We start from the raw sequence: 25,872 nt of genomic DNA on the forward strand, positions 1-25,872 counted from the left end.
GGTGGACCCCCTCCACCGCTTCGCGGTCCCCCTCCCCCGATGGGGGAGGATTGGAGAAGCAAGATGGAAAACTTCAAGATCGACGTCGACGCCGACGGAATCGCCCTGGTCACCTTCGACGTGCCGGGCCGGTCGATGAACACCCTGACCTCGGGCGTGATGGCCGAGATTCCGCAGGTGGTCGAACGCATCAAGTCCGACGACGCCATCAAGGGCGCGGTCCTGACCTCGGGCAAGACGTCGGGCTTCTGCGCCGGCGCGGACCTGGGCGACATGGCCGCCGGCATGCTGACGGGCGGCTCCCTGCAGGACGCCTTCGACGCGGGCTGGCGGCTGAACGGGGCGCTGCGCGCGCTCGAAACCTGCGGCAAGCCGGTGGCGGCGGCGATCAACGGCCTCGCCTTGGGCGGCGGGCTCGAGCTCACCCTGGCCTGTCATTACCGCGTGGTCGGCGACAGCCCGAAGATCCAGCTGGGCCTGCCCGAGATCAAGGTCGGCCTGTTCCCCGGCGGCGGCGGCACCCAGCGCCTGACGCGCCTGGTCGGCGTCCAGGCCGCGATGATGGCCATGAGCGAGGGCAAGTCCTTCCGCCCCAACGACGCCAAGGGCGCGGGCATCGTGCATGAGGTCGTCCCTGCCGGGACCGAGGTCGAGGCCGCCAAGGCCTGGATCAAGGGCGGCGGCAAGGCCCAGCAGCCGTGGGACGACAAGAGCTATAAACTGCCCGGCGGCGGCCCCTATCACCCGGCCGGCATCCAGAACTTCCTGGTCGGCAACGCCATGCTGAGGAAGCAGTCCTACGGCAACTATCCGGCCGTGCTGAACCTGATGAAGGCGGTCTATGAGGGCGTTCAGGTGCCGATGGACGCCGCGCTCCGCATCGAGACCCGCTACTTCATCAAGACCCTGATGACGCCCCAGGCCCAGGGCATGATCCGGTCCCTGTTCCTGTCCAAGCAGGAGCTGGACAAGGGCGCGGTTCGTCCCAAGGACGTGCCCCAGTCGGACCCCAAGAAGGTCACGGTGCTCGGCGCCGGCATGATGGGCGCGGGTATCGCCTATGTGAACGCGCTCGCGGGCATCGAAACGATCCTGATCGACCGCGACCAGGAAAGCGCGGACAAGGGCAAGGCCCATGTCGAGGAGCTGCTGAAGAAGCGGCTGTCGCGCGGCCAGATCGACCAGGCGACGTTCGACGCGCTGCTCGCCTCGGTGATCCCCACCACCGACTACGACCACATCAAGGGCTCTGACCTGGTGATCGAGGCGGTGTTCGAGAATCGCGAGATCAAGGCCGATGTGACCAGGCGCGCCGAGGCCCAGCTGACGCCCGGGGCCGTGTTCGGATCCAACACCTCGACCCTTCCGATCACGGGCTTGGCCGAGGCCTCGGTCCGGCCGGAGGACTTCATCGGCATTCACTTCTTCTCGCCGGTCGACAAGATGATGCTGGTCGAGATCATCTTGGGCGCGAAGACGGGTCAGGCGGCGCTCGCCAAGGCGCTGGACTACGTCATGAAGATCAAGAAGACCCCGATCGTCGTCCAGGACGGCCGCGGCTTCTACACCTCGCGCTGCTTCGGCACCTACGTCGCCGAAGGTCTGGCCATGCTGGAGGAGGGCTATGCCCCGGCCTTGATCGACAACATCGGCCGCATGACCGGCATGCCGCGCGGCCCGCTGGAGATGCACGACGACGTTGCGCTGGATCTCAGCGTGAAGATCGCCAAGCAGACCAAGGAAGACCTCGGCGACGCCTACGTCCCCCTGCCCGGCTGGAAGATCGTCCAGACCATGGTCGAGGACCTGGGGCGCTATGGCCGAAAGAACGGCAAGGGCTTCTACGACTACGATCAGAAGCCGAAGAAGCTCTGGTCCGGCCTGTCGGACCTGGCGCCGGTGACCATCAACGACTCGACCCCCGAGCTGGTCGAGGACCAGAAGCGCCGCCTGATCTTCCGTCAGGTGGTCGAGGTCGCCCGCTGCTGGGAAGAGGGCGTGATCGACGATCCGCGCGAGGCCGACGTCGGCGCCATCCTGGCCTGGGGCTTCGCGCCCTGGACCGGCGGCCCGATCACCTACATCGACCAGTACGGGCTGAAGGCCTTCGTCGAACAGGCGGACGCCTATGCGGCCAAGTACGGCGACCGGTTCAGCCCGCCCCAGCTGCTGCGCGACATGGCGGCGAAGGGCGAGACCTTCTACGGCAAGTTCGCCGGCCAGAAGCAGGCGGCCTGACGCCGGTCAGCCTGGATCACGGCAGGGGCCGCGGCGAGCGATCGCCGCGGCCCCTGTGCGTTCAGCCCGCCTTGATGTCGCGATAGGCGGCCGAGAAGGGGGCGTACATGATCGCCAGCTGCAGCGCCGACAGGACGCCGTTGACCACAGCATAGGCGATCAGGGCGGGGGCGGCGGCGGTGATCACCTCCTGCAGCGGCGCGCCCTCGAACTGCGCGAGCTGCTCCATGCCGCCGGTCATGAGCGTCACCGGCAGGAAGACGATGCCGCCCAGCAAGCCGACGATCGTCGCCAGGACGAAGGCGATGATCGCCATGCCCAGCAGCGGCCAGAAGCGGCCCTTGGTCATGGCGAAGGAGTCGAAGACGGCGAAGCGCCGCTCGGCCACCACGATGGGGATCGCCAGGCTGAAGCGCACCGCCAGCCAGATGAGCCCCGCCACCATGGCCAGGCCCAGCAGGACGGCCGCCAGCACGAGCAGGCCCTGCTCCGTCACCGCCGCCATGCCGGCGACGAAGCCGACGATCGACCAGCCGACCAGGCTGACGAAACCGAAGACGATCCCCAGGACCAGCGAGACGCCGAGAACCCGCACCTCGTCCATGCCGAGCCTCAGGTACCCGAACGCCGACTCCTTGGGCCGGACGACGGCGCGCGTGACGGCGGCGTTGAGGACGGCGCTGAACACGAACACCACCGGCAGGACGGCGGCGAAGGCGCCGTAGATCGGCAGAAGCGCCTGCAACGCCTCCATGGAGGGCTCGGCCGCGCCCTGAAGGCGCTGCATCTCGGCGAAAAACGAGATGATCGGCCCGCCGATCAGGCCGAAGACCGCGAGGATCATCAGAACGTAGACGAGACCCCAGAGCAGCACCGCGAGCGGCTTGCGGCGGGTCAGACGAAAGCCCTCGAAGGCGGCGTCGGTGGCGGAGAAGGTCATGGCGTCCTCTCGGGGTCGGGTTCAGAGGGAGTCTAGCTGAACGCGCGCGGACGCGTCAGGCGTCTCGGGCCTCGGCGACAGATCGGCCGCGGCCGACGCGAAGGGCGCGACCCCGAAGGCCTGCATCAGCCCCATCAATCCGATGAGCGGCAGGGCGATGACGCCGCCGGCGACCAGCAGCGGCGTCCAGTTCGCGGTCATGTCCTGGAGCTCGAGCGCCTGGAAATCGATCCGGCCGCCCATGCCGAAGAAGATGGCCGCGCCGATCCCGAAGATCAGCGCATAGGCGAACAGCGTGACCACCAGGGCCAGGATGGCGATGATGATCGTCAGACCCAGCAGCGCCCAGATGTTGCCGCCCGCAGCCCGCCATCCGGCGGCGACGGCGAACTCGCCGGTGATCATGCTCATCGGCGCCATCAGGCTGGTCCGCAGCGCGAGCCAGATGACCGCCACCACCGCCACGACCACATAGAGTCCGATGGTCCAGGCGCGCGCCGCCTCGCCGAACGACCAGGCCGCCGCGCCGACGCCCAGGCCGAGCAGGATCAGGGCGAAGAGCAGCACGATCAGACCGATGAAGAGACCGATCAGCACGACGATGTAGCGCACCTCGTCCATGCCGAGGCCGAAGCCCGAGGCGCGACGATCCAGGGTCGCCTTCGTCGCCCAGGCGGAGACCAGCAGCCCCAACAGCAGCTGCAGGCCGCTGGCGGCGTTGTTGGCGATCTGGAAGGCGATCCAGTCCTCTCCCGCCGGCTCCGCGGTCACGGCCTGAACGGCGTCGGTCGGCGACAGACTGAACAACTGGGCCGCGAAGGGCGCGAGCAGCAGGAACGGCGCCGTCATCACCAGGCCCCACCCGAACAGCACCAGCGGCCGCTTCATCAGCAGGAAGGGCGCCTCGATGGCGCGACCGAAGTCGAAATGGCGGCGGCGTGTCATGGCGTGACCTCAGTGTCGGGCGACCAGTATTCGAGCTGGCGGTAGGCGGACCCCAGGGCGCCCGCGGCGAACGGGGCCTGGACGAGGGCGAGCACCAGGACCCAGGCGACCTGCGCCCCCGCCCCGGTCAAGACCCCCTGGGCGGAAAGGATCGCCACGATGATCTTGGGCAGGCCGGCGATCAGCAACAGGAACAGAAGGGGCCAGAAGCTGCCCTCGGCGATGCCCAGGGTGTTCAGTGAGATGACCCGGCGGCGCCCGAGGCTGGCCTGGGCGAACAGCGACAGCCGGACGGCGAAAAGCAGCGGAATGGCCAGGGCGATGAAGGCCACCGCCCCGATCAGGGCCAGCTGCAGCGGCGGTCCCGCCCGCGACCAATCCCGTGCGGCGATGGCGTCCGCATCGAGATCCGAAGCGCCGGCGACGCCCAGCAGCGTCAGTCCCACCACCGTCAGCAGAATGGCGAGGAACACCGCGTTGAGGAGCGCCGCCGCGAGAATCCGGCCCTCGCCGCCGCCGAGCTGGAGCCCCGCCGGACCCAGCCCCATGGCCCGGGCCTCCGCGAGGCTGGACGTCAATCCCACGCGGGCCAGCGCGCCCCAGGCGATCAGCGCCGCCAGGGCCTGGAAGAGCACGGCCACCCAGGCGGCCGACGCCGGCAGCGGCGCCAGCGCGGCCAGCAGGCCTGCGACCAGGGCGAAGGCGATCGCGCCCCAGGCCTCGCGATACATGCGCGGCATCGCCGCCGCGGCCGCCGAGAGCGCCGCGCCCACGCTCAGGCGCCGCCCGTCGGCGCGCCCACTGGCCTTTCGTCGGGTCATGCCCCCTCCCGATCCGGCGCAACCCTTAACCCGCCGGGCGCGTGGCGACCAGTGCGGCCGAGGGCCCAGACGGTGACGCGGTCGCGCGACGTGACTAGAAAGCCGCGATGAGCTCTCCCTCCCCCATCCATGTCATCGGCGGCGGTCTCGCCGGTTCAGAGGCCGCCTGGCAGATCGCCCAGGCCGGCGTGCCCGTGATCCTGCACGAGATGCGCCGGCCGGGCGTGCGGACCGACGCGCACCACACGGACGGTCTCGCCGAGCTGGTCTGCTCCAATTCCTTCCGCTCGGACGACTGGGAGTACAACGCCGTCGGCCTGTTGCACGCCGAGATGCGGCGGCTGGACTCCGTCATCATGGCCTGCGGCGACGCCCATCAGGTGCCCGCCGGCGGCGCGCTGGCGGTCGACCGCGACGGCTTCTCCAACGCCGTGACCGAGCGCCTGCACGCCCACCCCCACGTCACCGTCGTGCGCGAGGAGATCGCGGGCCTGCCGCCCGCCGACTGGGACAGCGTCATCGTCGCCACCGGCCCCCTGACCTCGCCCGCCCTGGCCGACGCCATCCTGAGCCTGACCGGCGAGGAGAGCCTCAGCTTCTTCGACGCCATCGCCCCGATCGTGCATGCCGACTCCATCGACTTCGACATCGCCTGGCGCCAGTCGCGCTACGACAAGGAAGGCCCGGGCGGCGACGCCGCCGCCTACGTCAACTGCCCCATGGACAAGGCGACCTACGACGCCTTCATCGACGCCCTCCTGTCCGGCCCCAAGGCCGAGTTCAAGGAGTGGGAGAACGTCCCCTATTTCGACGGCTGCCTGCCCATCGAGGTGATGGCCGAGCGCGGCCGCGAGACCCTGCGCCACGGCCCGATGAAGCCCATCGGCCTGACCAACCCCCGAGACCCTACGGTCAAGCCCCACGCCATCGTCCAGCTGCGTCAGGACAATGCGCTCGGCACCCTGTTCAACATGGTGGGCTTCCAGACCAAGCTGAAGCACGGCGCCCAGGCCGAGGTCTTCCGCATGATCCCGGGCCTCCAGAACGCGCAGTTCGCGCGGCTGGGGGGCCTGCACCGCAACACCTTCCTGAACAGCCCCAGACTGCTGGACCGCCAGTTGAGGCTGAAGGCCATGCCGCGCCTGCGCTTCGCCGGCCAGGTGACGGGAGTGGAGGGCTATGTCGAGAGCGCGGCCATGGGCCTGGTCGCCGGCCGCCTCGCCGCCGCCGAGCGGCTGGGCGCGCCCATCGAGGCGCCGCCGCCGGAGACCGCGCTGGGCGCCCTCATCGAGCACATCACCGGCGGGCACCTGGACGGCGCCAAGTTCCAGCCCATGAACGTCAACTACGGCCTCCTCCCCCCGCTCGAAGCCCCGCGCGTCGACGCGGAGGGCCGGCGCATTCCGCCCAAGGATCGCGGTCGGGCCAAGAAGCGGCTGATGAGCCTGCGCGCGCTCGAGGCGCTGGACGCCTGGCGTGGCGGAACCTCCCCGACGGTCGCGGCTTAGGGGCGGCATGTCGTTCTGCAGCCCGACCAAAGCGGACGGAGCCCAGGTCGAGGTCCTGGGGACCGGCCCCGACGCCGACGGCGTTCAGGGCGCGGAGCTGCCGCTGGTCTGCGCCGTCAACCACGGCGTCGATAGGGAACGCGACGGGCGCACCACGGTGGTGGTGATGCAGCCCTTCGGCTACCGCCACGAGGCGTCCGGGCGGACCATCTGGGTGCCGGCCTCCTACGTCACGGACTTCGCCTCGATCCCGCGGGTCGGTCGCTGGCTGATCCCGCCGTTCGGCCGCCACGCCATCGCGGCGGTCGTGCACGACTGGCTGTACTCGGTCGGCGAGCCCGGACGGCGCGGCCAAGCCGACGACGTGTTCCGCGAGGCCCTGGACACGCTGGGGGTGGACCTCGCCCGACGCAACATCATGCACGCGGCGGTGCGCAGTTTCGGCGAGGGCGGCTACGCGCGGGCGGCCGAGATGTGGCCGCGCTCCTTCATGGACTGGCGCACCGGCGCCCTCCTGCCGCCGCCGGCCCCGCGCGAGGCCTTCTTCGGCGACGGCGATCCGGACGTGCTGGCGGCGTTGAAGGCCCAGCGGCCGGTGAACTGCGGCTAGACCCGTCCCCTCAGGGACGACCACACCAGCCGCAGCCGCTTGACCGGCTCGGGCGCCTCCCGGTCTAGCAGGGCGGCATGGGCCACGGCGGGGAAGGCCTGGGTCGGCAATCGCCGCAGGGCGCGGTTGGCCTCGGGGCGCAGCGCCCGCGCCTCGTCGAGACGGCCAGTCTGGATCAGTCCCCATAGCCGGCCGGCCGACGCGGCCGCTGTCGGCTCGGCGGCTCCCAGCAGGCGCGCAGCCTCCACCGCCGGACCGACGAACAGCGCCTCCAGATCGTGCGGCCGCCCGTGCGCGCGGTCCACATGCGCCTCGATCAGGGCGTCGAAGGCGGCCCGAACCAGCCCGCCCCGAACAACGGCGCCGGACAGCGCCTCCAGCACGGGGTGGCCCTTGCGGGGGTCGCCCACGAACACCCCGTCCATCTGCTCGGCCCACCAGGTGAAGCGCATCTCCGCCAGCAGCGGCTGCGAGACCTTGGTCGGGATCGCCGCCAGCTCCGCCTCGAAGGCGTAGAGCGCGATCAGGTCCGCGCGCAGATCCGCGTCGGCGACCAGACGGCTGGACAGCCAGCGGTCCGGATCGGCCGCGCGGACCTGTGCATCGAGATCAGCCAAAAAGGGTCTGGTACATCGCCATGGACGTCAGCATCGGCAGGCTGAGGAGCAGGTTGGTCCGGCTGCCGAGCATGGCGACGCGCGCGGCCTTTGCCTTCTTCTCGTCGTCCACCTGCACGATGCCCAGCGCGCGCTTCTGGTTCGGCCAGATGACGCCCCAGACGTTCAGGAACATGACGATCGCCAGCCAGACGCCGACGCCCAGAAGGGTGAAGCCGCGATCCTCGGGACCATAGCCCGCGGCGAAGCCGAAGCTCAGCGTCTCGGCCGCATAGGCGTGGCCGCGCGCCCCCATCAGCGCCAGACCGGCCACGAGGGTCGCCAGCGCCGACCAGCGGAACCAGAACAGGGCCTCGGGCGCGATATACTTCGACACCGCCGGCTTCAGGTCGCCGGGGATGTTCGGCATCACCCGGATCTGCACGAAGTTGAAGTAGTAGAGCAGCCCGATCCACAGGATGCCGAAGACGACGTGCGTCCAGCGGAACACCGCCTGCCAGAACTGGCCGTCGTAGCCGCCGTAGACCGAGCCGAAGGCGAAGATCATCACCCCCGCCAGCAGCAGGCTGAGGATCAGGGTGTTCCTGAAGTTCGAAAGCAGTCCGGCCATGTCGCCCCTCCCGTGACGTGATGCGACGCGTGTAACGCCGTTCGTGGCGATGGAGAAGCGCCGGAGGCGCCTCAGTCCTCCTTCATGCGCTTCTTGCGGAAGGACGGGTTCAGCACCTGCTTGCGCAGCCGGATTGACTTGGGCGTCACCTCGACCAGCTCGTCGCTCTCGATGTAGGCGATGGCCTGCTCCAGGCTCATGCGCTTGGGCGGGGTCAGGCGCACGGCCTCGTCCTTGCCCGAGGCGCGCACGTTCGTCAGCTGCTTGCCCTTGATCGGATTGACGTCCAGGTCGTCGGAGCGGCTGTTCTCGCCGATGATCATGCCCTGGTAGGTCTTCTCGCCGGCGCCGACGAACATGACGCCGCGCTCCTCCAGGTTCCACAGCGCATAGGCCGCGGTCTCACCGTCGGAGTTGGAGACCAGCACCCCCTTCGGCCGGCCGTCGATCGGGCCCTTGTGCGGCTCATAGTGGCTGAACACGCGGTTCAGCACGCCGGAGCCGCGGGTGTCGGTCAGGAACTCGCCCTGGTAGCCGATCAGGGCGCGGGACGGGCAGGCCAGCTGGATGCGGGTCTTGCCGGCGCCGGACGGGCCCATGTCCTTCAGCTCGGCCTTGCGGGTCGACAGCTTCTCGATGACCACGCCGGTGAACTCGTCGTCCACGTCGATGACGACGTCCTCGATCGGCTCCAGCCGCTCGCCGTTCTCGCCGGTCTGATAGACCACGCGCGGGCGGCTGATCGACAGTTCGAAGCCCTCGCGGCGCATGTTCTCGACCAGCACGCCCAGCTGCAGTTCGCCGCGCCCGGCGACCTCATAGGCGTCCGAGCCCGGTGTCTCGGTGACGCGGATGGCGACGTTGGCCTCGGCCTCCTTCAGCAGGCGGTCGCGGATCACGCGGCTCTGCACCTTGTCGCCCTCGCGACCGGCCAGGGGGCTGTCGTTGACGCCCACGGTCATGGAGATGGTCGGCGGATCGATCGGCTGGGCGTCCAGCGCCTCGGTCACCTCGAGCGCGCACAGGGTATCGGCCACGGTGGCCTTGGACATGCCCGCGATGGCGACGATGTCGCCGGCCTCGGAGCCCTCGTCCAGCGGCTGGCGCTTCAGGCCGCGGAAGGCCAGCACCTTGGTGATGCGGCCCTGCTCGATCTGCTTGCCGTCACGCGACAGCGCCTTGATGGGCATGCCGGGAACCGCCTTGCCGCTCTCGATACGGCCGGTCAGCAGACGGCCCAGGAAGGGGTCGCTCTCGATCAGAACGTTCAGCATGCGGAACGGCTTGTCGACGTTCGCGGCCACAGCGGGCGGGGGCACGTGGTCGACGATCAGGTCGAACAGCGGGGCCAGGGTGTCGGACGGCTGGCTCATGTCCAGCGTCGCCCAGCCGTTGCGGCCGGACGCGTAGATGTGCGGGAAGTCCAGCTGCTCGGGCGTTGCCCCGATGGCCTCGAACAGCTCGATGGTCTCCAGGTGCACCCGGTCCGGGTCGGCGTGGGGGCGGTCGACCTTGTTGATGCACAGGATCGGACGCAGGCCCATCTTCAGGGCCTTGGTCAGCACGAACTTGGTCTGGGGCATGACGCCCTCTTCGGCGTCCACCAGGATGACGCAGCCGTCCACCATGCCCAGGATGCGCTCGACCTCGCCGCCGAAGTCGGCGTGGCCCGGCGTGTCGATGATGTTGATGCGCGTCTCGCCCGCCTTGCCGTTCCACAGCACCGAGGTGGCCTTCGCCAGGATGGTGATGCCGCGCTCGCGCTCCTGATCGTTGGAGTCCATGGCGCGCTCGGTGGTCGCCTCATTGGCGCGGAACACGCCCGACTGGGCCAGCAGCTGGTCCACCAGGGTGGTCTTGCCGTGATCGACGTGGGCGATGATGGCGATGTTTCGAAGGTTCATCACAAACTCTGGCGGGCCCCGCCGGAAGTGGGCGGCGGGCGCGGGCGCGTTTTCTGTCTGAGGGGGAGGGAGGGTCTTTGAAGGCGCGCGCCTCATACAGGCGGAACGGCGAAAAGGCCAGCCGTCCGACACCTTCTCCGCGCGCGGAACGACCGTCGCCGATCCTGCAAGGCTTCGACGTGCGGCGGTGATCGATCCATCACGGCCGCGCCAAAGGACTCTGGCATCCCGGCGTCGGGGATGCGTCGGAGGGGACGATGGCTGATGTCGGGATCCAGGGCTGGATTGGTCGGCCCCGAACGCGTTGGCTCGCGCGACCGAGCGGCGCCGCCGCGGCGGCGGTTCTCGGGTTCTCCATACTGTTTCTCACGGCGCCGCAGATCGATCTGTGGGCCAGCGGCCTGTTCTGGTCGCCCGCCGGCTTCGACCTCGCGCAGTCGCCCCTGCTCAAGGCGCTTCGCAAGAGCTCCAGCTGGGTGCTGGGGCTGATCCTGCTGGGAGTGCTCGCCACGCTGATCAGCCACGCGGTCCGCCGCGACTGGGCCGCGCTGGGAGCCGCGCGCCGCTGCTGGTTCCTGCTCGCCGGGCTGGCCATCGGGCCGGGACTGGTCGTGAACACCGTGCTGAAGGACGGCTGGGGCCGGCCCCGCCCCAACGCCGTGGACGTGTTCGGAGGCGAGGCCCCCTATGTGCCGGTCTGGGAGATCACCGGCTGGTGCGAACGGAACTGCTCGTTCGTGTCCGGCGAGGCCTCGTCCGCGGCCTGGATGGTCGCGGCGGCCGTCGTTCTGGCCCCCGCTCGATGGCGCATGGGGGTGATCTGGAGCGCCGTCGTCTACGCCGTGGCCCTGTCGCTCAACCGACTGGCGTTCGGCGGCCATTTCCTCTCGGACATCGTGCTGTCCTGGGCCGTCACGGCGCTGATCCTGTCGCTGCTGGCCCAGGTGATGCTCGCCCCCACCGCCGCCGCGGCCCGCCGACGGGCCAGGCGTCGGCGCTCGCGTCCGGCCCGTCCGACCCCGGCGTCCCAGACCGCGTGACATGAGGCGCGGGCCGGAGGCGTGCGTCTGGGCTCTTCTGGCCGCCGCCGTCGCCGCCTTGACCCTCGTTCGCCTGTGGGCGCTGACCGTCAACGCCACGGACCTCTATGTCGACGAGGCCCAATACTGGGCCTGGGCCCAGAGCCCGGCCTGGGGCTACTATTCCAAGCCGCCCCTGCTGGCCTGGCTGATCGCGGGGGCGCAGACGATCTGCGGAACGTCCGAGGCGTGCGTCCGGGCCCCGTCGCCGATCCTGTGGGGCCTCACCAGCCTGGTCGTCGCCGCGATCGCCCGGACGCTGTTCGACGTCAGGGTCGCCGTCTGGGCCGGCCTGTGCGCCCTGCTCGCCCCCGGCGTCGCCTACGCCTCGCGGATCATCTCCACGGACGCCCCCCTGCTGTTTTTCTGGGCGCTCGCGGTGCTCGCCTGGGTGCGGCTGAGGGCGGGCGGCGGGTGGGGCTGGACGGCGCTCCTGGCGATCGCCTTCGGACTGGGCCTGCTGTCCAAGTACGCCATGATCTATCTGCTCGGCGGCCTGGTCGTGGCGGCGGTGATCGATCCAGCCGGACGCCGCGCCCTCACAGGCGTCAGGGTCTGGCCAGGGCTCGCGCTCGGCGCCCTGCTGATCGCGCCGAACCTGGTCTGGAACGCCCGGCACGACTTCGCCACCCTGCGTCACACGGCGGACAACGCGGCGGGATCCGGCCTCGCGATCGATCCGGGTGGCGCGCTCGCGTTCCTCGCCGCCCAGTTCGGGTTGGCGGGACCGGTGGTCTTCGGGGCCGTTCTTTTGGCGACTTGGCAGGCCGCCAGGAGCCCTGCCCTTACGGCGACGCGGCCGCTCCTCGCCCTGTCCGTCCCGCTATGGCTGGCCCTGACGGCGATGGCGCTGGTCACGGAGGTCAACGCCAACTGGGCCGCGCCGGCTCTGATCGCGGCCTTCGTCCTCGCGCCCACCGTCCTGCTCCCGATGCGCTTCGGCCGAGGCTGGCTCGTAGGCGGGCTGGCCTTCGGCCTGTTGATCCAGGCCCTGTTGCTGCTCGCGGATCCCCGGGCCCGGAGCCTGACCATCGCGGGCGAGCCGGTCTACGGCCGGACGGTCGGCTGGGCCGAGTTCGCAGACGCCGTCGCCGACCGCGCCGAGGCCGAGGGGCTGTCCGCCGTCGTCGCCGATCGACGTAGCGAAGTCGCCGCGCTGATCTACTACGGCCGCGACCGGTCGCTGGAGGTCCGCGCCTGGCCGTCGGCGCCCGGCGCGGCGCCTCGCGATCACTTCGAGATGAGCCGCCCGCTGACCGGCGGGCCGGTGCTTGCGGTGTCGACGTGCGACGATCCCGCCCGGTTCCAGGGCTGGGCGCGGGTCGCCGGGCTCGGACCGGTCGACGTGTTCGCGGGCGCCGGCGCGACGCGGCGCTTTCAGCTGTTCCGCCTAGAGGGACCGGCCGGTCGGATCCGGCCGCCCTCGCCCTGTCCCGGCGGCTGACCTTTCCCCCGTCTCCGCGGCGCGCTAACCAGCCGTCATGCCTGAACTTCCCGAGGTCGAGACGGTCCGGCGCGGGCTGGAGCCGGTGCTGACCGGCGCTCGCCTGAGCCGCGTGCGCCAGAACCGGCCCGACCTGCGTTTTCCCTTCCCCGACCGCTTCCCCGAACGGCTGGAGGGGTCGACCGTGCTCGCGGTCCAGCGCCGCGCCAAATACCTGCTGGCGCCCCTCTCGACCGGCGAGACCTGGGTGACGCACCTCGGCATGACCGGCCGCTTCACCCTGGACGGCGAACAGCTGGGCGAGTTCGAGGAGGCCGCGCCGATCGCCGGCAAGCACGAGCACGTGAGCCTCTGCGCGATCCGTGACGGCGCCCTGACGCGTGTGGGGTTCGCCGACGCGCGCCGCTTCGGCTTCATGGGCCTGATCGCGTCGGACGCGGTGGAGGCCCACCCCTGGTTCGCCGCCATCGGTCCCGAGCCGCTCGGCAACGCCTTCTCCGCCGCCCATCTCGCCGAGGCCTTCAAGGGCAAGGCCCAGAACATCAAGGTCAGCCTGCTCGACCAGACGATCGTCGCGGGGCTGGGCAACATCTACGTCTGCGAGGCCCTGTGGCGGGCGAGGATCTCCCCCACCCTGCCGGCGGGCCGCGTCTCCCGGCCGCGTCTCGAGGCCCTCACCGTCGCCATCCGCGATGTCCTGACCGAGGCCATCACGGCGGGCGGCTCGACGCTGCGTGACTTCGCCAACGCCGAGGGCGGCCAGGGCTATTTCCAGCACGCCTTCGACGTCTATGGCCGCGAGGGTGAGGCCTGCCGCCGCGACCCCGCCCACCCCGGCATCCGCAGGATCGTCCAAGGCGGGCGGTCGACGTTCTACTGCCCGATTTGCCAACGGCGATGAGCGACCACCGCATCATACTGTTCCGCGGCATGAACACCGGCGGCGTGCGGGCCCCGGTGGCCGAGCAGCGCGCGATGGCTGAGGCGATGGGGCTGAGGAACCCCCGCACCCTGCTGGCCAGCGGCAATCTTGTGGTCGAGAGCGACCGCGAGCCCGGTGAGCTGGAGACGGCGGTGGAGGACGCCATGCTGGAGCGGTTCGGCCTGAAGATCGCCGCGATGGTCCGCACCCCCGCGCAATGGTCGGACCTGATCGCCGCCTGTCCCTTCCCGGACGCGGCGGCCGAGACGCCGTCGAAGGCCCTGCTGATGATCATGAAGCACGAGGTCGGGGACGGTGTGGTCGAGGCGCTTCGAGGCTTCGCCGCCCCGGGCGAGCGCATCGAGGCCGGCGATCGGGCTCTGTGGTTTCTGCACCCCGACGGCATCGGCAAGTCCAAGCTAGCGGAGAAGGCGACCCAGGTCCGGCTGACGGGCATGGGCACGGCGCGGAACTGGAACACGGCGCTGAAGCTGGCCGAGATGATCGCCTGAGCGCCTTTCACGCCGACGGATCGGTTTGTATGGGTGGCCGCGAACAGGAGAGCGCCATGTCCGACACCTACGCCAATCTGCTGATCGAGCGGCATGCCGACGGCTATGCGGTCGTCACCCTGAACCGACCCGAGGCGCTGAACGCGCTGAACTCCGCGCTGTTCGCCGACCTGGCGGCCTTCCTCGACGCGGTCGAGCATGACGACACGGTGCGCTGCCTGATCCTGACCGGCGCGGGCGACAAGGCCTTCGCGGCCGGCGCCGACATCAAGGAGATGGCGGACCAGACCTATGCCCAGATGTACGCGGGCAACTTCTTCGCGCTCGGCCACGACCGGATCACCCGGTTCAGGAAGCCGATCATCGCCGCCGTCAACGGCTTCGCGCTCGGCGGCGGGTGCGAGCTGGCCATGCTGTGCGATTTCATCGTGGCGTCCGACAAGGCGAAGTTCGGCCAGCCGGAGATCAACCTGGGCGTCGCGCCGGGCATCGGCGGGTCCCAGCGCCTGACCCGCCTCGTCGGCAAGTCCAAGGCGATGGACATGGTCCTGACCGCCCGCATGATGGACGCCGAGGAGGCCGAGCGCGCCGGCCTGGCGTCCCGCGTCTTCCCCCACGACCAGCTGCTGGACGAGGCCCGCAAGATCGCCGCCCGCATCGCCGCCCAGAGCCCGCTCGCCGTCATGGCCAACAAGGAGATGGTCAACGCCGCGCTCGAGACCACCCTGACCCAGGGCGTGCAGTTCGAACGCCGCCTGTTCCACTCCCTCTTCGCCTTCGAGGACCAGAAGGAGGGCATGGCGGCCTTCGTCGAGAAGCGGAAACCGGCGTTCAAGGGGCGCTGACCCGCGTTGACCCTTGCCGCGCCTTCCGCTATAGGCCCCCGCTCTTGAGATTTCCGCGCCGTGGACGTGTGGTCCGCGGCGTTTTGCATCGACAGGTTTGACTGATGGCCAACAACCCCGGCGCCCGTAAGGCGGTTCGCAAGATCGAGGCGCGGACCGAAGTGAACAAGGCCCGCCGCACCCGCGTCCGCACCTACCTGCGTCGCTTCCAGGAGGCGGTTTCGGGCGGCGACGTCGAGGCCGCGAAGGCCGCCTTCATCACCGCCCAGTCCGAGCTGATGCGCGCCGTTTCGAAGGGCGTGGTTCACAAGAACACCGGTTCGCGCAAGGTGTCGCGCCTGGCCGCGCAACTGAAGAAATTGTCGGCCGCCTGAGGTCGACCCCGCCGGGGCTCGTCATAGCCCTGTCATGGTTTATCTGAGTGATTTCAACGGCGAAGCAGGATCACCTGCTTCGCCGTTTCGCCGTGTGCGGATAAGTCTGGCCCGCGATGACGCCGCTCGCCGGACGGGTGAAAAATACATTTTCCGAGGCGTGAACGCCGCTTAGCGGTGTCAATCGAAAAGAGTCGCTTTTCCGAATCGAATCGCCGTTGACGCTCCCTTAAGCGGGCGTAGATTTGGCCTCCCAACGCACTTCCATCCCAACACGGATGAAGACGGCGCGGAACTCCGTTTCGTGTCGGCGGGAGAAGTCTGTTCGAGAGGTCGGCCCGACCCGCGAAGCGCATGCGACGCGGGACAGGAGAACGCGTCCCCGAACGACGGCCCTGAAGCGCTGTGGGACTGGGGTTTGGGCTCGTTCCTTCTGGCGGGGGTTTTTGACGATGGGTAACGCTGTGGCGGCTTCCTTGACCGATCCGGATCGCATCTGGACCGAGGCGGCGCTCCGTCTTCGCGGCGAGATCGGCGAAGGCCCGTACAGCAGCTACATCGCGCCGTCCGCCGTGCGCGTGGACGCGGCCGGCCAGCTGGTCCTGGTCACGCCCACGGCCTATGCGCGGGACTGGGTGCGCCGGAACGCCCAGCGTCGCATCAATGAACTGTGGCTGGGTCTCGACGGCCTGAACCGACGGCTGGACGTCCGCTGCCGGGCCGAGGTCGGTCAGCTCGCCGCCGCGCCGCAGTCGGGGGCGACGCCCGTCGCCACGGTGCAGCCGGTGGCCGACAGCGCCCGCGCGGTGCGCGCCGCCGGTCTGCAGCCGCGCCTGACCTTCGACAGCTTCGTGGAGGGCCCAGGCAACGCCTTCGCCCTGTCCATGGCGCGCCAGGCGGCGAGCTGGATCGACGGCCACTTCAACCCGATCTTCTTCTGCGGCCCCTATGGCAACGGCAAGACGCACCTCTTGAACGCCATCGCCTGGGAGGCCCAGCGGCTGCGGCCCGACGCCAAGGTGGTCTATCTGACCGCCGAACGCTTCCTGTCGACCTTCCAGCGGGCGCTGCAGGACCGCGCCATGGCGGCCTTCAAGGAGAGCCTGCGCTCGGCCGACATGCTGCTGCTGGACGACGTGCAGTTCGTCGGCGGCAAGGCGGCGACCCAGGAAGAGCTGCTGTCGACCCTGACCGCCCTGATCGAGGACGGGGCCCGCATCGTCCTGTCGGCCGACCGTCCGCCGATGGCCCTGACCGACGTCGAGCCGCGTCTGCGCAGCCACCTGGCGTCCGGCCTGACCTGCCCGATCGAGCCCGGCGACCGGACCCTGAAGCTGTCGGTGGCGCGCCAGCGTCTGGACGCCCTGATCAGGCTGGGCGTCGTCGACGGCCAGCCGGCCGACCCGGTGCTGGAACAGCTGGTCGATCGCACCTCCGGCTCGATGCGCGAGCTGGAGGGCGCGGTGAACACCCTCGCGGCGGCGGCGGGCGCGCGCCTGTCGTCCCTGTCGATCGACGAGGCCAAGGCGCTCCTGGGGGCCACCCAGCGCGGCGGGCCCGAGCGCCGCATCACCGTCGACGAAATCCAGAAGGCGACGGCGGAGCACTTCAACCTGCGTCAGGCGGACCTGCTCAGCGAGCGCCGCACCCGCGCCATCGCCCGGCCGCGCCAGATCGCCATGTACCTGTGCAAGCAGCTGACCACCCGCTCCTATCCGGACATCGGCCGCCGCTTCGGCGGGCGGGACCACACGACCGTGCTGCATGGCGTGCGCAAGATCGAGGAGCTGATGCCCAAGGACGATCAGATCGCCAAGGACGTCGAGGCGCTGATCCGCAAGCTGCGGGGCTGAAGCGGTCGCCTCTCCCTCCCCTTCATGGGGAGGGAGAACCTTTCTATCCCCAACCCCTTCCTTGCCCCGCCCATCCAATGCGCTAGTGTCGCGGGCCCATAGGCGTCGCGACCCGTGAGTCGCGCTTCGGGCAAGACCACATGCAGTTGACCATCGAACGTTCCGCGCTCCTCAAGGCCCTGGGCCATGTGCAGAGCGTGGTCGAACGGCGGAACACCATTCCGATCCTGTCCAACGTGCTGCTGTCGGCGGGGCGCGACCGGCTGTCGTTCGCCGCCACCGACCTGGACATGGAGATGGTCGACGAGGCCGACGCGACGGTGAACGTCGAGGGCCAGATCACCGCCCCGGCCCACACCCTGTACGAGATCGTGCGCAAGCTGCCGGACGGGGCCGAGGTGGCGCTGACCTATTCCGGCGACGATCCTCGCCTGACGGTCCAGGCCGGCCGATCGCGCTTCAATCTGCCGGTCCTGCCGGCCGGGGATTTCCCGGTCATGTCGGCCGAGACCGGAGGAACCCGCTTCGCCCTGGCCAAGGAAGACCTGGCCCGCCTGATCGACAAGACCCGCTTCGCCGTCTCTACGGAGGAGACGCGCTACTATCTGAACGGGCTCTATCTCCACACCGTGGCCGAGGGCGGCGTGCCCCTGCTGCGCGCCGTGGCGACGGACGGTCACCGGCTGGCCCTGGCGGAGATGCCGGCCCCAGAGGGCGCCGCCGGCGGCCCCGGCGTCATCGTGCCTCGCAAGACCATCGATCAGGTCCGCCGTCTGCTCGACGACGGATCCGGGCCCGTCGAGGTCCAGGTCAGCCCGCAGAAGATCCGCTTCGAGTTCGGCCACGCCAGCCTGACCTCGAAGGTGATCGACGGCGCCTTCCCCGACTACGTCCGCGTCATCCCCAAGGGCAACGACAAGCAGGCCGACATCGACAACGCCGTGTTCGCCTCCGCCGTCGATCGCGTCGCCACCATCTCCGCCGAGAAGAGCCGCAGCGTGAAACTGGCCTTTGAGCTGGATCGCGTCACCCTGACCGTGCGCAACATGGAGGCCGGCCAGGGCGTCGAGGAGGTCGAGATCGGCTATTCCGAGGAGCCGTTCGAGATCGGCTTCAACGCCCGCTACCTGCTCGACGTCGCCGGCCAGATCACCGGCGAGACCGCCAGCTTCAAGTTCGCCGACCCGGCGTCCCCGACCCTGGTCCTCGATCCGGGCGACCCGGGCGTGCAGTATGTGCTGATGCCGTTGAGGGTGTGATGGCGCGCGCGCTCGATCAGTTCGAGCGTATCGAGATCACCACCCGCGCCGAATGGCGCGACTGGCTGGCGGCGAACCACGCCCAGTCGGACTCCATCTGGGTCGTCACCTACAGGAAGGGCGCCTCGCAGCCCCGCGTGCCCTATGACGATCTGGTCGAGGAGGCGCTGGCGTTCGGTTGGATCGACAGCCTGCCGCGTCGGCTGGACGACGAGCGCACCATGCTGCTGATGTCGCCGCGCAAGCCGGGCTCGAACTGGTCCGCGGTGAACAAAGCGCGGGTCGAGAAGATGACCGCGGCCGGCCTTATGCACCCGGCCGGTCAGGCCAAGGTGGATCAGGCCAGGGCGGACGGAAGCTGGTCGGCGCTGGACGCCGTCGAGCGGCTGGAGGTCCCGGACGATCTCAAGGCCGCCTTCGACGCCCGCCCCGGCGCCGCCGAGGCGTGGGAGGGCTTTCCCCGCTCGGTCCGGCGCGGCGTGCTGGAATGGATCCTCAACGCCAGGACCGCGCCGACCCGCGCCAAGCGGATCGCAGAGACCGCAGACAAGGCCGCCCGGGGCGAGCGCGCCAACCAGTGGCGCTGAGGGTCAGTTCGGCCTGATCACCTGGGCGGAGAAGCGCTCCATCTCCTCCTCCTGCGGCGACATCTGCAGCAGCAGCAGGTCCAGTCCGGCGGCCTCGAATTCCTCGACACGCGCCGACACCTGTTCCGGCGTGCCGATCAGGCCGGGGCGCAGGCCGCGGTTCGAGACACTGTACTCCTTGACCTTCAGCTCGCGCTCCAGCTCGGTGCCGGACAGCCACTGGTCGAAGTTGGCGAAGCCCGGCGGCGGCTTGCCTTCGGCCAGGCCCGGAATGGTCGTGATCCGCTCCAGCTCCCGCTCGGCCTCGGCGGCCGTGTCGCGCACGATGGCGTAGGCCGCCATGCCGAACCGCATGGGCGGCAGGCCGAAGCTTTCGCGCCGGGCCTTCATGTCGGCGATCTTCTCGGCGATCACCTCGGGGTCGTCGCCGTGCATGACATAGGCGTCGCAGTCGCGAGCGATCATGGTCTTTGCGGCCTCGGACTCCCCGCCCGCATAGATGACGGGGCGCGGCCGGTCGGGGCGCGATACGGGCTTGGGCTCAACGATCGCGTCCTTCAGCTGATAGTGGCGGCCGACGAAGTCCGTGCGGTCTTGCGTCCACAGCAGGTCCAGCACCCGCAGCCACTCGGCGGTGCGCGCATAGCGGTCGTCGTGCTGGTCGAACTGCAGGCCGTAGCTCTCGGCCTCCTTGGCCCACCAGGACGAGACGACGTTCAGCGCCAGCCGCCCGTTGGAGATCCGGTCGATGTTGGCCGCCGCCTTGGCGAACAGGGCGGGCTGGTGAAAGTTCGGCCGGACCGCCGTCATCAGCTCGATCCGCTCGGTGACCGCCGCGAGCGCCGCGACCGAGGACCAGGCGTCCAGGGCGGGCGCCTGAACCCCCTTGATGTCGTTCAGGTTCAGCTCGGCGACCAGGGTCAGATCATAGCCGATCTGCTCCGAGCGGCGGACGAGGCGGGACAGGTTCTCCCAGCTCGCCTCGCGTTCGTCGTCGACGTTCCTCAGCCAGCCTCCGAAGACGGGAGCCCAATAGCCGTACCTCATCGGGCGCGTTCCTTCTCTTCGGCGATGACCTCGACCAGCCAGTCGACCAGGTCCTCGTGCGGGTCGAACCCCAGCACCTCCTCGGGCTTGGCCACGAAGTTCGACAGGGCGTTGATGTCGTAGAAGCGGGTCGACCCATCGCGGTCGTCGACCAGATACTCCACTGAGCCGATGTCCAGGCGCGCGGCCTCGGCGATCGCCTCGGCGGCGGCCACGATCTCCGCGGGCGGCTCGAACCGGGTCATGGTCAGGGCCGCCGCGCCGGGCCGGACCAGACAGGCGTCGGCGGGGCACAGGTCGAAGGCGTCGCCCGGGCTCTCGACCTCCATCGCATAGAGGAAGCGCCCGTTCAGGGTCTCGACGCGATGGATGCGGCCGTCGCGGCGGGGGGCGTACTCCTGAAGCAGGGCCACGCCGTTGACCCCGACCGGGGTCTCTCCGGCCTGGGCGGCGACGGCCAGCTCCTCGGCCGAGTCATAGCGCGCGATGCCGGCGCCCGAGCCGCCGATGTCGGCCTTGACCAGCACGGGGAAGCGCAGGCCCGCCGCCGCCGCGATCAGGTCCTGACGGCGATGCACCACCCGCGTCTCCGGCGTCAGCAGGCCCAGCGACGCGATCACCGAGAGCTGCCGCGCCTTGGACGCATCCACCGCCAGGGCCTCGGCGTTCAGCACCCGGGCCCCCTGCGCCGCCCAGTGGGCGTAAAGGCTCTGGGCGTAGAAGATCGGATGCTCGGCCTCGCGCAGGAAGGACGACATGGCCAGCCGGCTGAAGATCACCGGCGCCGGCGGCGGCGAGCCCTGCGGATCGAACACATGCCCGGCGAAGGGCGCCTTCACATAGGCGACGCCGCGCCGGTCCAGCGCGGCGAACAGCGGCTCGAACCACTGCGGATGCTCATAGAGGATGGCCAGATCGGGCGCGGCGTCGGTCATGACCCGCCATGTGCGTTACAGCGCGATGAAACGCAAGGGGCCGCGTTGACCGCCCCTCCCCCGCGAGCTACGACCAACGCCCCGGCCGCCGCCGGGTCAGCGGGCGTGGCGGAATTGGCAGACGCGCCGGACTCAAAATCCGGTTCCGAAAGGAGTGTCGGTTCGACCCCGACCGCCCGCACCATTTGATCACCGAACTCCTCCTCACCGACTTTCGCTCCTACGCCTCGGCCCGGCTTGAGACGACCGGCGGGCCCGTGGTGCTGGTCGGGCCGAACGGCGCGGGCAAGACGAACCTGCTGGAGGCGATCAGCCTGCTGACGCCCGGCCGGGGTCTGCGCGGCGCCACGGCGCAGGACATGGGGCGGCGCGAGCCGGGCGAGGCCGAGGGGCGCGCCTGGGCGGTCAGCGTCCGGCTGGACGGCGACGTCCGGCTGGGCACCGGGGTCCAGGGCGCGGGGGCCGCGCGCCGCGTCGTGCGGATCGACGGCGAGCCCGCGCCGCCGGGCCGGCTGCTGGATCATCTGCGCCCGGTCTGGGCCACGCCGGAGCAGGACCGGCTGTTCTCCGACGCCCGCGCCGAGCGGCTGAGGTTCTTCGACCGGCTGGTGTTCGCCGCCGATCCCGATCACGCCGCCTGCGTCGCGACCTATGAGAAGGCCCTGCGCGAGCGGCTGCGCCTGCTGATCGACGCCGAGGACGGGCGGAAGGCCGACCCGGTCTGGGTGGATGCGCTGGAGGCGCGTCTGGCCGACAGCGGGGCGCGGGCGGCCCTGTCCCGCGCCTCGGCGCTGGCCGCGCTTCAGGCCGAGGTGGACCGGCGCGCCGACCGGCCCTTTCCCCAGGCCGATCTGGGCCTCGACGGTCCCGCCGAGCGCATGGCGGCGGATGGCGCGGCCGCCTCCGCGATCGGCGAGATGCTGACCGCCGGGTTCCGGGCCGCCCGGTCGCGGGACGGGGCGGCGGGCCGGTCGCTCTACGGGCCCCATCGAACCGATCTGACCGCGATCCATCGCGCCCAGGGACGGCCGGCGGCGGAGGGGTCGTCGGGGGAGCAGAAGGCCCTGGTGCTGAACCTGATCCTCGCCCAGGCGGCCCGTCTGCGCGAACAGGCGGCCCGGCCGTTGCTGCTGCTGGACGAGGCGCCCGCGCACCTGGACGAGGCGCGTCGCGCGGCCCTGTTCGACGAGATCGACCGGCTGGGCCTGCAGGCCTTCATGACGGGCACCGAAGAGGATCTGTTCTCGGCGCTGAGGGGCCGGGCCCAGTTCGTGCGGGTGACGCCGGGCGCGCTTCAGGCCTGAGCGGCCAGGGCCGCGCTCATCTCCGCGAGCAGGGGCCCGGCGGTGATCGGCTTGGCCAGGTGGCGGTCGGCGCCCGCCTCCTCCGCCGCCTGGCGGTGCTCCGCCATGGCGTTGGCGCTCAGCATCAAGATGGGGGTCCGGGGGCGCGCTTCGACGGCCTCGCGCGACCGGATCATGCGGGTCGCGGTCAGACCGTCCATGATCGGCATCTGCATGTCCATCAGCACGAGGTCGAACGCGGCCGACGCCACCGCCTCCACCGCCGCCCGGCCGTCCTCGACGACCACCAGCTCGACCCCCTGGCTTTCAAGGATCAGCTGCACCACCCGCTGATTGACGGGATGATCCTCGGCGAGCAGCACGCGCCGCCCGAACAGGGAGGCCGCCTCGTCGCCGGCCTCGGAGTCGTCGCTCTGGACCCTATCCGCGATCGCCAGCGGGATGCGGATGTCGAAGGTCGCGCCCCGGAACGGCGCGGAGCGGGCCTCGATCGTCCCGCCCATCAGCTCGACCAGGGAGCGGCAGATCGACAGGCCCAGGCCCGTGCCTCCGAAGCGGCGCGTGATGCTGGCGTCCGCCTGGCTGAAGCGCTGGAACAGGAAGCCGGCGGCCTCCGGGTCGAAGCCGACGCCGGTGTCGCTCACCTCGATCCGCAGGACGCCGTCCCGATGGGCCAGACGCGCGGTCACCGATCCCTCGCCGGTGAACTTCACCGCGTTGGACAGAAGGTTCGTCAGCACCTGGGCGATGCGGGGGCCGTCGCCGATCAGCGGCCGGCCAAGGCCCCAGCTCTCGACATGCAGCGCCAGCCCCTTCGCCTCGGCCTTGAGCCGGAAGGTTTCGAGGATCGGGGCGAACAGGGCGTCGGGGGCGAAGGCGCGGAGCTCCAGCTCCATGCGGCCCGCCTCGATCTTGGCGACGTCGAGCAGGTCGGTGACCAGGGCCTCGAGCGTCGCCCCCGAGGTCGCCACCAGCGAAAGCAGCTCCGCCTGGTGCGGGCTCAGCTCCGTGCGCGACAGGGCGTCGACGATGCCGATGACGCCGTTCAGCGGCGTTCTGATCTCATGGCTGACGTTGGCCAGGAAGTCGCTCTTGGCCTGGCTCGCGGCCTCGGCGGCCTTCAGCGCGGCGTCGCGCTCCGCCTCGAGCTTCAGCCGGTCGGTGACGTCGCGCGCCACGCCGTAGATCAGGTCGCCCTTCCGTCGCGCCCACCACTCGAGATGGCGGTAGCTCCCGTCGCGCCGGCGATAGCGGTTGACGAACCCCGCCACCTGACCGCCGGCGTTGGCGATCTCCATGGTCCGGCGGGTCGGCTCGATGTCGTCGGGATGGATGAGGGTGACCAGCGGCACCCGCTCCAGCTCCTCCAGCGGCACGCCCAGGGTGGTCTCCCACGAGCGGCTGAGGGTGCGCATCCGCCCCTCCATGTCGCGGATGCAGAGCATGTCGAGCGAGACGTCGAAGAAGGCGGCGATATCCTCCGCCGCCTGGGCGAACGGCGACGGAAAGGGGGCGGCGTCCACGTCCGTGAACGGTCCCGACCCGATCGCCTTCAATTCCGACTGCCCGGCCATACGCGTCTCCAACCGCGTGCTGCTTAGCATCCACCGGTTAAGCCCCGGTGTCGCGGTGGCGCCTCCGGGCCTGATGAGGCACATACGGGCGATGTCCTTCGATTCCCAGCCCGACCCGCTCGCGTCCGCGCGCGAGACCCTGAGGCGCGTCTGGGGCCATGGGGAGTTCCGCGGGCTGCAGGCGCCGATCGTCGCCGAGGCGCTCGCGGGTCGAGACGTGCTGGCGGTGCTGCCGACGGGCGGCGGCAAGAGCGTCTGCTATCAGATCCCGTCCATGCTGCGATCGGGTGTGGGCCTGGTGGTGTCGCCGCTGATCGCGCTGATGACCGACCAGGTCGAGGCGCTGCGACAGCAGGGGGTGGCCGCCGCGCGGCTGGACTCCGGCGTCGGGCTGGACGAGCGGTCGCGCATCTGGGCGATGGCGCGCGAGGGGGCGCTCGACCTGCTCTACGTCTCGCCCGAGGGACTGTTCGCCGGCGCCATGCTGGAGCGGCTCAAGGAGATCGACCTCGCCCTGATCGCCATCGACGAGGCCCACTGCGTCAGCCAGTGGGGCCACGACTTCCGCCCGGACTACCGCGCGCTCGGGCGGCTGGCGGACCAGTTCCCCGGCGTGCCCCGCATGGCGGTCACCGCCACAGCCGATCCGAGGACCCGCGACGACATCCTGCAGGCCCTCCGGCTCGAGAACGCCCGCGTCTTCGTCGACAGCTTCGCGCGCCCGAACCTGCAGCTCTCCGCGGAGCGCAAGGCGACCGCGTCGCGCGCCCGCACCGACCAGCGGGTGATCGAACTGGTCAGCGAGCGGCGCGGCCGCTCCGGCGTCGTCTATTGCGGCAGCCGCGACGGCGCCGAACGGCTGGCGGAGGCCCTGAAGGCCGCCGGCGTGCCCGCCATCGCCTATCACGCGGGCATGGAGGCGGCCGAGCGCGAGCGACGGCTGGCGCGCTTCCTGGCCGAAGACGCCGCCGTCATGGTCGCCACCATCGCCTTCGGCATGGGGGTGGACAAGCCCGACGTCCGCTTCGTCATCCACGCCGACCCGCCGAGCTCGCTGGAGGCCTATTGGCAGGAGGTCGGCCGCGCCGGGCGGGACGGCGAGCCGGCCGAGGCCGTGACCCTGTACGGCCCCTCCGACATCGCCTGGAGCCTGCGTCGCCTGGAGGGGCGGCCGATGGACGAGGCGGTGCGTCAGGTGCAGGCGAGGAAGGCGCGTCAGCTGTTCGCCATGCTGGACGGCGCGACCTGCCGGCCCCAGGCCGTCCGGCGCTACTTCGGTGAGACGGATGCGGACCGCTGCGGCGTCTGCGACCTGTGCCTGGACCCGCCCGCGCGGCGCGACGCGACGGTGGAGGCGCAGAAGGCCCTGGCCGCCGTGCAGCGGCTGGGCGAACGCTTCGGGCGGGGGCGTGTCGTCGATCACCTGCTGGGCCGCACCAAGGATGTCCAGGACTGGGAGGCGGGGCTGTCCACCTGGGGCGTCGGCGCGAACGTCGATCTTTCCGCCTGGCGCGACCTGATCGACCACCTGCTGTTCGAGGGCCTGCTCGTTGAGGACCCCAACGACGGGCGCCCGGTCCTTCGCCTGGGCGAGCCGGACGAGGTGCGCGCCGTATATCGCGGCGAGCGGCGGGTCGAGACGGCGCTGCGGCCTGTGGCGGCCCAGGCGCCTGTGCGACGGCGCCGCCGCGACCCGCTGGAGGGACTGGACGGCGATCTGAAGGGCCGCTTCGAGCGCCTGCGCGCCTGGCGTCGCGATCGCGCGGCCGAACAGCATGTGCCGCCCTACGTCATCTTCCAGGACCGCACCCTGCTGGAGATCGCCGCGGCCCAGCCCGGCTCGCTGGCGGACCTTGCCCGCGTGCCCGGCGTCGGCCAGACCAAGCTGGCGCGTTACGGCGAGGCGGTTCTGGGCGTCCTGGCGGATTGAAGCCGCCGGCGCGC

The 25,872-nt window shown here is 70.5% G+C and carries 23 protein-coding genes and 1 tRNA gene; 15 read left to right on the top strand and 9 right to left on the bottom strand.

Annotated elements, in window-relative coordinates; genetic code table 11:
• The first annotated feature begins 63 nt into the window (after nucleotides 1–63).
• Entirely contained in the window at nucleotides 64–2,238 is a 2,175-nt protein-coding gene (locus ACFFGE_RS11355) for a 3-hydroxyacyl-CoA dehydrogenase NAD-binding domain-containing protein (protein WP_376836513.1), read from the top strand.
• A 61-nt stretch (nucleotides 2,239–2,299) separates the two neighbouring features.
• On the opposite strand, the gene ACFFGE_RS11360 is transcribed toward ACFFGE_RS11355, so the two are convergent.
• Genes ACFFGE_RS11360 through ACFFGE_RS11370 form a run of 3 tightly spaced genes read right to left on the bottom strand, consistent with a single transcriptional unit; the run spans nucleotide 2,300 to nucleotide 4,944 of the window.
• Nucleotides 2,300–3,178 carry a hypothetical protein gene (locus ACFFGE_RS11360; protein WP_376836514.1) on the bottom strand — a complete coding sequence of 293 codons (879 nt, stop codon included), beginning with the start codon at nucleotides 3,176–3,178 and terminating at the stop codon, nucleotides 2,300–2,302.
• A 21-nt stretch (nucleotides 3,179–3,199) separates the two neighbouring features.
• Nucleotides 3,200–4,123, bottom strand: coding sequence for a hypothetical protein (locus ACFFGE_RS11365; RefSeq protein WP_376836515.1), 924 nt, complete (start codon nucleotides 4,121–4,123; stop codon nucleotides 3,200–3,202).
• The gene (locus ACFFGE_RS11370) at nucleotides 4,120–4,944 is read right to left on the bottom strand and encodes a hypothetical protein (protein ID WP_376836516.1); all 825 of its coding nucleotides are present in this window, start codon (nucleotides 4,942–4,944) and stop codon (nucleotides 4,120–4,122) included. Before ACFFGE_RS11370 ends, ACFFGE_RS11365 begins: the two co-directional genes overlap by 4 nt.
• A gap of 107 nt (nucleotides 4,945–5,051) precedes the next feature.
• Here ACFFGE_RS11370 and trmFO point away from each other — a divergent pair, with 107 nt between their 5' ends.
• The gene (gene trmFO / locus ACFFGE_RS11375; protein ID WP_376836517.1) at nucleotides 5,052–6,452 is read left to right on the top strand and encodes a methylenetetrahydrofolate--tRNA-(uracil(54)-C(5))-methyltransferase (FADH(2)-oxidizing) TrmFO; all 1,401 of its coding nucleotides are present in this window, start codon (nucleotides 5,052–5,054) and stop codon (nucleotides 6,450–6,452) included.
• Between the two features lie 7 nt (nucleotides 6,453–6,459).
• Nucleotides 6,460–7,062: a DUF1353 domain-containing protein gene (locus tag ACFFGE_RS11380; RefSeq protein ID WP_376836518.1), complete on the top strand. Its 603-nt coding sequence runs from the start codon at nucleotides 6,460–6,462 to the stop codon at nucleotides 7,060–7,062.
• Here the strand turns inward: ACFFGE_RS11380 and ACFFGE_RS11385 are convergent.
• The 3 genes from ACFFGE_RS11385 to typA all read right to left on the bottom strand — a co-directional run bounded on the left by ACFFGE_RS11385 (nucleotide 7,059) and on the right by typA (nucleotide 10,193).
• The gene (locus tag ACFFGE_RS11385) at nucleotides 7,059–7,679 is read right to left on the bottom strand and encodes a squalene/phytoene synthase family protein (RefSeq protein WP_376836519.1); all 621 of its coding nucleotides are present in this window, start codon (nucleotides 7,677–7,679) and stop codon (nucleotides 7,059–7,061) included. The genes ACFFGE_RS11380 and ACFFGE_RS11385 overlap by 4 nt on opposite strands.
• Nucleotides 7,672–8,289 (bottom strand): hypothetical protein, encoded by a 618-nt coding sequence (locus ACFFGE_RS11390; protein ID WP_376836520.1) that lies wholly within the window; start codon nucleotides 8,287–8,289, stop codon nucleotides 7,672–7,674. The genes ACFFGE_RS11385 and ACFFGE_RS11390 overlap by 8 nt, the downstream gene beginning before the upstream one ends.
• 71 nt (nucleotides 8,290–8,360) lie before the next feature.
• Nucleotides 8,361–10,193: a translational GTPase TypA gene (gene typA / locus ACFFGE_RS11395; RefSeq protein WP_376836521.1), complete on the bottom strand. Its 1,833-nt coding sequence runs from the start codon at nucleotides 10,191–10,193 to the stop codon at nucleotides 8,361–8,363.
• A gap of 257 nt (nucleotides 10,194–10,450) precedes the next feature.
• Between typA and ACFFGE_RS11400 the strand changes: the two genes are divergently transcribed.
• The 9 genes from ACFFGE_RS11400 (at nucleotide 10,451) to ACFFGE_RS11440 (ending at nucleotide 19,068) form a co-directional block, all read left to right on the top strand.
• A complete protein-coding gene (locus tag ACFFGE_RS11400) occupies nucleotides 10,451–11,233 on the top strand; it encodes a phosphatase PAP2 family protein (protein ID WP_376836522.1) in 783 nt (260 codons plus the stop codon).
• Between the two features lies 1 nt (nucleotide 11,234).
• Entirely contained in the window at nucleotides 11,235–12,716 is a 1,482-nt protein-coding gene (locus ACFFGE_RS11405; protein WP_376836523.1) for an ArnT family glycosyltransferase, read from the top strand.
• Between the two features lie 37 nt (nucleotides 12,717–12,753).
• Entirely contained in the window at nucleotides 12,754–13,617 is an 864-nt protein-coding gene (mutM, locus tag ACFFGE_RS11410) for a bifunctional DNA-formamidopyrimidine glycosylase/DNA-(apurinic or apyrimidinic site) lyase (RefSeq protein ID WP_376836524.1), read from the top strand.
• Nucleotides 13,614–14,150: a DUF1697 domain-containing protein gene (locus tag ACFFGE_RS11415; protein ID WP_376836525.1), complete on the top strand. Its 537-nt coding sequence runs from the start codon at nucleotides 13,614–13,616 to the stop codon at nucleotides 14,148–14,150. Before mutM ends, ACFFGE_RS11415 begins: the two co-directional genes overlap by 4 nt.
• A gap of 56 nt (nucleotides 14,151–14,206) precedes the next feature.
• The gene (locus ACFFGE_RS11420) at nucleotides 14,207–14,995 is read left to right on the top strand and encodes an enoyl-CoA hydratase-related protein (protein ID WP_376836526.1); all 789 of its coding nucleotides are present in this window, start codon (nucleotides 14,207–14,209) and stop codon (nucleotides 14,993–14,995) included.
• A 104-nt stretch (nucleotides 14,996–15,099) separates the two neighbouring features.
• Nucleotides 15,100–15,369 carry a 30S ribosomal protein S20 gene (gene rpsT, locus ACFFGE_RS11425; protein ID WP_376836527.1) on the top strand — a complete coding sequence of 90 codons (270 nt, stop codon included), beginning with the start codon at nucleotides 15,100–15,102 and terminating at the stop codon, nucleotides 15,367–15,369.
• A gap of 452 nt (nucleotides 15,370–15,821) precedes the next feature.
• Nucleotides 15,822–17,222: a chromosomal replication initiator protein DnaA gene (dnaA, locus tag ACFFGE_RS11430; protein ID WP_376836528.1), complete on the top strand. Its 1,401-nt coding sequence runs from the start codon at nucleotides 15,822–15,824 to the stop codon at nucleotides 17,220–17,222.
• 140 nt (nucleotides 17,223–17,362) lie between these two features.
• Nucleotides 17,363–18,481: a DNA polymerase III subunit beta gene (gene dnaN / locus ACFFGE_RS11435; RefSeq protein ID WP_376836529.1), complete on the top strand. Its 1,119-nt coding sequence runs from the start codon at nucleotides 17,363–17,365 to the stop codon at nucleotides 18,479–18,481.
• Complete coding sequence (locus ACFFGE_RS11440) at nucleotides 18,481–19,068, top strand: YdeI/OmpD-associated family protein (RefSeq protein ID WP_376836531.1); 588 nt, start codon at nucleotides 18,481–18,483, stop codon at nucleotides 19,066–19,068. Before dnaN ends, ACFFGE_RS11440 begins: the two co-directional genes overlap by 1 nt.
• Before the next feature lie 3 nt (nucleotides 19,069–19,071).
• On the opposite strand, the gene ACFFGE_RS11445 is transcribed toward ACFFGE_RS11440, so the two are convergent.
• Both ACFFGE_RS11445 and ACFFGE_RS11450 read right to left on the bottom strand, forming a co-directional pair.
• Entirely contained in the window at nucleotides 19,072–20,115 is a 1,044-nt protein-coding gene (locus ACFFGE_RS11445) for an LLM class flavin-dependent oxidoreductase (protein WP_376836532.1), read from the bottom strand.
• Entirely contained in the window at nucleotides 20,112–21,050 is a 939-nt protein-coding gene (locus ACFFGE_RS11450) for an ATP-grasp domain-containing protein (RefSeq protein ID WP_376836533.1), read from the bottom strand. The genes ACFFGE_RS11445 and ACFFGE_RS11450 overlap by 4 nt, the downstream gene beginning before the upstream one ends.
• Before the next feature lie 99 nt (nucleotides 21,051–21,149).
• Here ACFFGE_RS11450 and ACFFGE_RS11455 point away from each other — a divergent pair.
• Nucleotides 21,150–21,234 (top strand) — tRNA-Leu (locus tag ACFFGE_RS11455).
• Between the two features lies 1 nt (nucleotide 21,235).
• On the top strand, nucleotides 21,236–22,354 hold the full coding sequence (gene recF, locus ACFFGE_RS11460) for a DNA replication/repair protein RecF (protein ID WP_376836534.1): 1,119 nt from the start codon (nucleotides 21,236–21,238) through the stop codon (nucleotides 22,352–22,354).
• On the opposite strand, the gene ACFFGE_RS11465 is transcribed toward recF, so the two are convergent.
• Nucleotides 22,345–23,928 carry an ATP-binding protein gene (locus ACFFGE_RS11465; protein WP_376836535.1) on the bottom strand — a complete coding sequence of 528 codons (1,584 nt, stop codon included), beginning with the start codon at nucleotides 23,926–23,928 and terminating at the stop codon, nucleotides 22,345–22,347. The two genes, recF and ACFFGE_RS11465, sit on opposite strands and share 10 nt — an antisense overlap.
• Nucleotides 23,929–24,019: 91 nt before the next feature.
• Here ACFFGE_RS11465 and recQ point away from each other — a divergent pair, with 91 nt between their 5' ends.
• Nucleotides 24,020–25,858 (top strand): DNA helicase RecQ, encoded by a 1,839-nt coding sequence (gene recQ, locus ACFFGE_RS11470; RefSeq protein ID WP_376836536.1) that lies wholly within the window; start codon nucleotides 24,020–24,022, stop codon nucleotides 25,856–25,858.
• Nucleotides 25,859–25,872 lie beyond the last annotated feature (14 nt).

The sequence above is a fragment of the Brevundimonas balnearis genome (assembly GCF_042434805.1).
GTDB classification, from domain to species: Bacteria; Pseudomonadota; Alphaproteobacteria; order Caulobacterales; family Caulobacteraceae; genus Brevundimonas; species Brevundimonas balnearis.

Excerpts from the sequence above, each read along its gene's own strand:
- ACFFGE_RS11355 (WP_376836513.1), top strand. The coding sequence starts at position 64 with ATGGAAAACTTCAAGATCGACGTCGACGCCGACGGAATCGCCCTGGTC.
- ACFFGE_RS11360 (WP_376836514.1), bottom strand. The coding sequence starts at position 3,178 with ATGACCTTCTCCGCCACCGACGCCGCCTTCGAGGGCTTTCGTCTGACC.
- ACFFGE_RS11365 (WP_376836515.1), bottom strand. The coding sequence starts at position 4,123 with ATGACACGCCGCCGCCATTTCGACTTCGGTCGCGCCATCGAGGCGCCC.
- ACFFGE_RS11370 (WP_376836516.1), bottom strand. The coding sequence starts at position 4,944 with ATGACCCGACGAAAGGCCAGTGGGCGCGCCGACGGGCGGCGCCTGAGC.
- trmFO (WP_376836517.1), top strand. The coding sequence starts at position 5,052 with ATGAGCTCTCCCTCCCCCATCCATGTCATCGGCGGCGGTCTCGCCGGT.
- ACFFGE_RS11380 (WP_376836518.1), top strand. The coding sequence starts at position 6,460 with ATGTCGTTCTGCAGCCCGACCAAAGCGGACGGAGCCCAGGTCGAGGTC.
- ACFFGE_RS11390 (WP_376836520.1), bottom strand. The coding sequence starts at position 8,289 with ATGGCCGGACTGCTTTCGAACTTCAGGAACACCCTGATCCTCAGCCTG.
- typA (WP_376836521.1), bottom strand. The coding sequence starts at position 10,193 with ATGAACCTTCGAAACATCGCCATCATCGCCCACGTCGATCACGGCAAG.
- ACFFGE_RS11400 (WP_376836522.1), top strand. The coding sequence starts at position 10,451 with ATGGCTGATGTCGGGATCCAGGGCTGGATTGGTCGGCCCCGAACGCGT.
- ACFFGE_RS11405 (WP_376836523.1), top strand. The coding sequence starts at position 11,235 with ATGAGGCGCGGGCCGGAGGCGTGCGTCTGGGCTCTTCTGGCCGCCGCC.
- mutM (WP_376836524.1), top strand. The coding sequence starts at position 12,754 with ATGCCTGAACTTCCCGAGGTCGAGACGGTCCGGCGCGGGCTGGAGCCG.
- ACFFGE_RS11415 (WP_376836525.1), top strand. The coding sequence starts at position 13,614 with ATGAGCGACCACCGCATCATACTGTTCCGCGGCATGAACACCGGCGGC.
- ACFFGE_RS11420 (WP_376836526.1), top strand. The coding sequence starts at position 14,207 with ATGTCCGACACCTACGCCAATCTGCTGATCGAGCGGCATGCCGACGGC.
- rpsT (WP_376836527.1), top strand. The coding sequence starts at position 15,100 with ATGGCCAACAACCCCGGCGCCCGTAAGGCGGTTCGCAAGATCGAGGCG.
- dnaA (WP_376836528.1), top strand. The coding sequence starts at position 15,822 with ATGGGTAACGCTGTGGCGGCTTCCTTGACCGATCCGGATCGCATCTGG.
- dnaN (WP_376836529.1), top strand. The coding sequence starts at position 17,363 with ATGCAGTTGACCATCGAACGTTCCGCGCTCCTCAAGGCCCTGGGCCAT.
- ACFFGE_RS11440 (WP_376836531.1), top strand. The coding sequence starts at position 18,481 with ATGGCGCGCGCGCTCGATCAGTTCGAGCGTATCGAGATCACCACCCGC.
- ACFFGE_RS11445 (WP_376836532.1), bottom strand. The coding sequence starts at position 20,115 with ATGAGGTACGGCTATTGGGCTCCCGTCTTCGGAGGCTGGCTGAGGAAC.
- ACFFGE_RS11450 (WP_376836533.1), bottom strand. The coding sequence starts at position 21,050 with ATGACCGACGCCGCGCCCGATCTGGCCATCCTCTATGAGCATCCGCAG.
- ACFFGE_RS11465 (WP_376836535.1), bottom strand. The coding sequence starts at position 23,928 with ATGGCCGGGCAGTCGGAATTGAAGGCGATCGGGTCGGGACCGTTCACG.
- recQ (WP_376836536.1), top strand. The coding sequence starts at position 24,020 with ATGTCCTTCGATTCCCAGCCCGACCCGCTCGCGTCCGCGCGCGAGACC.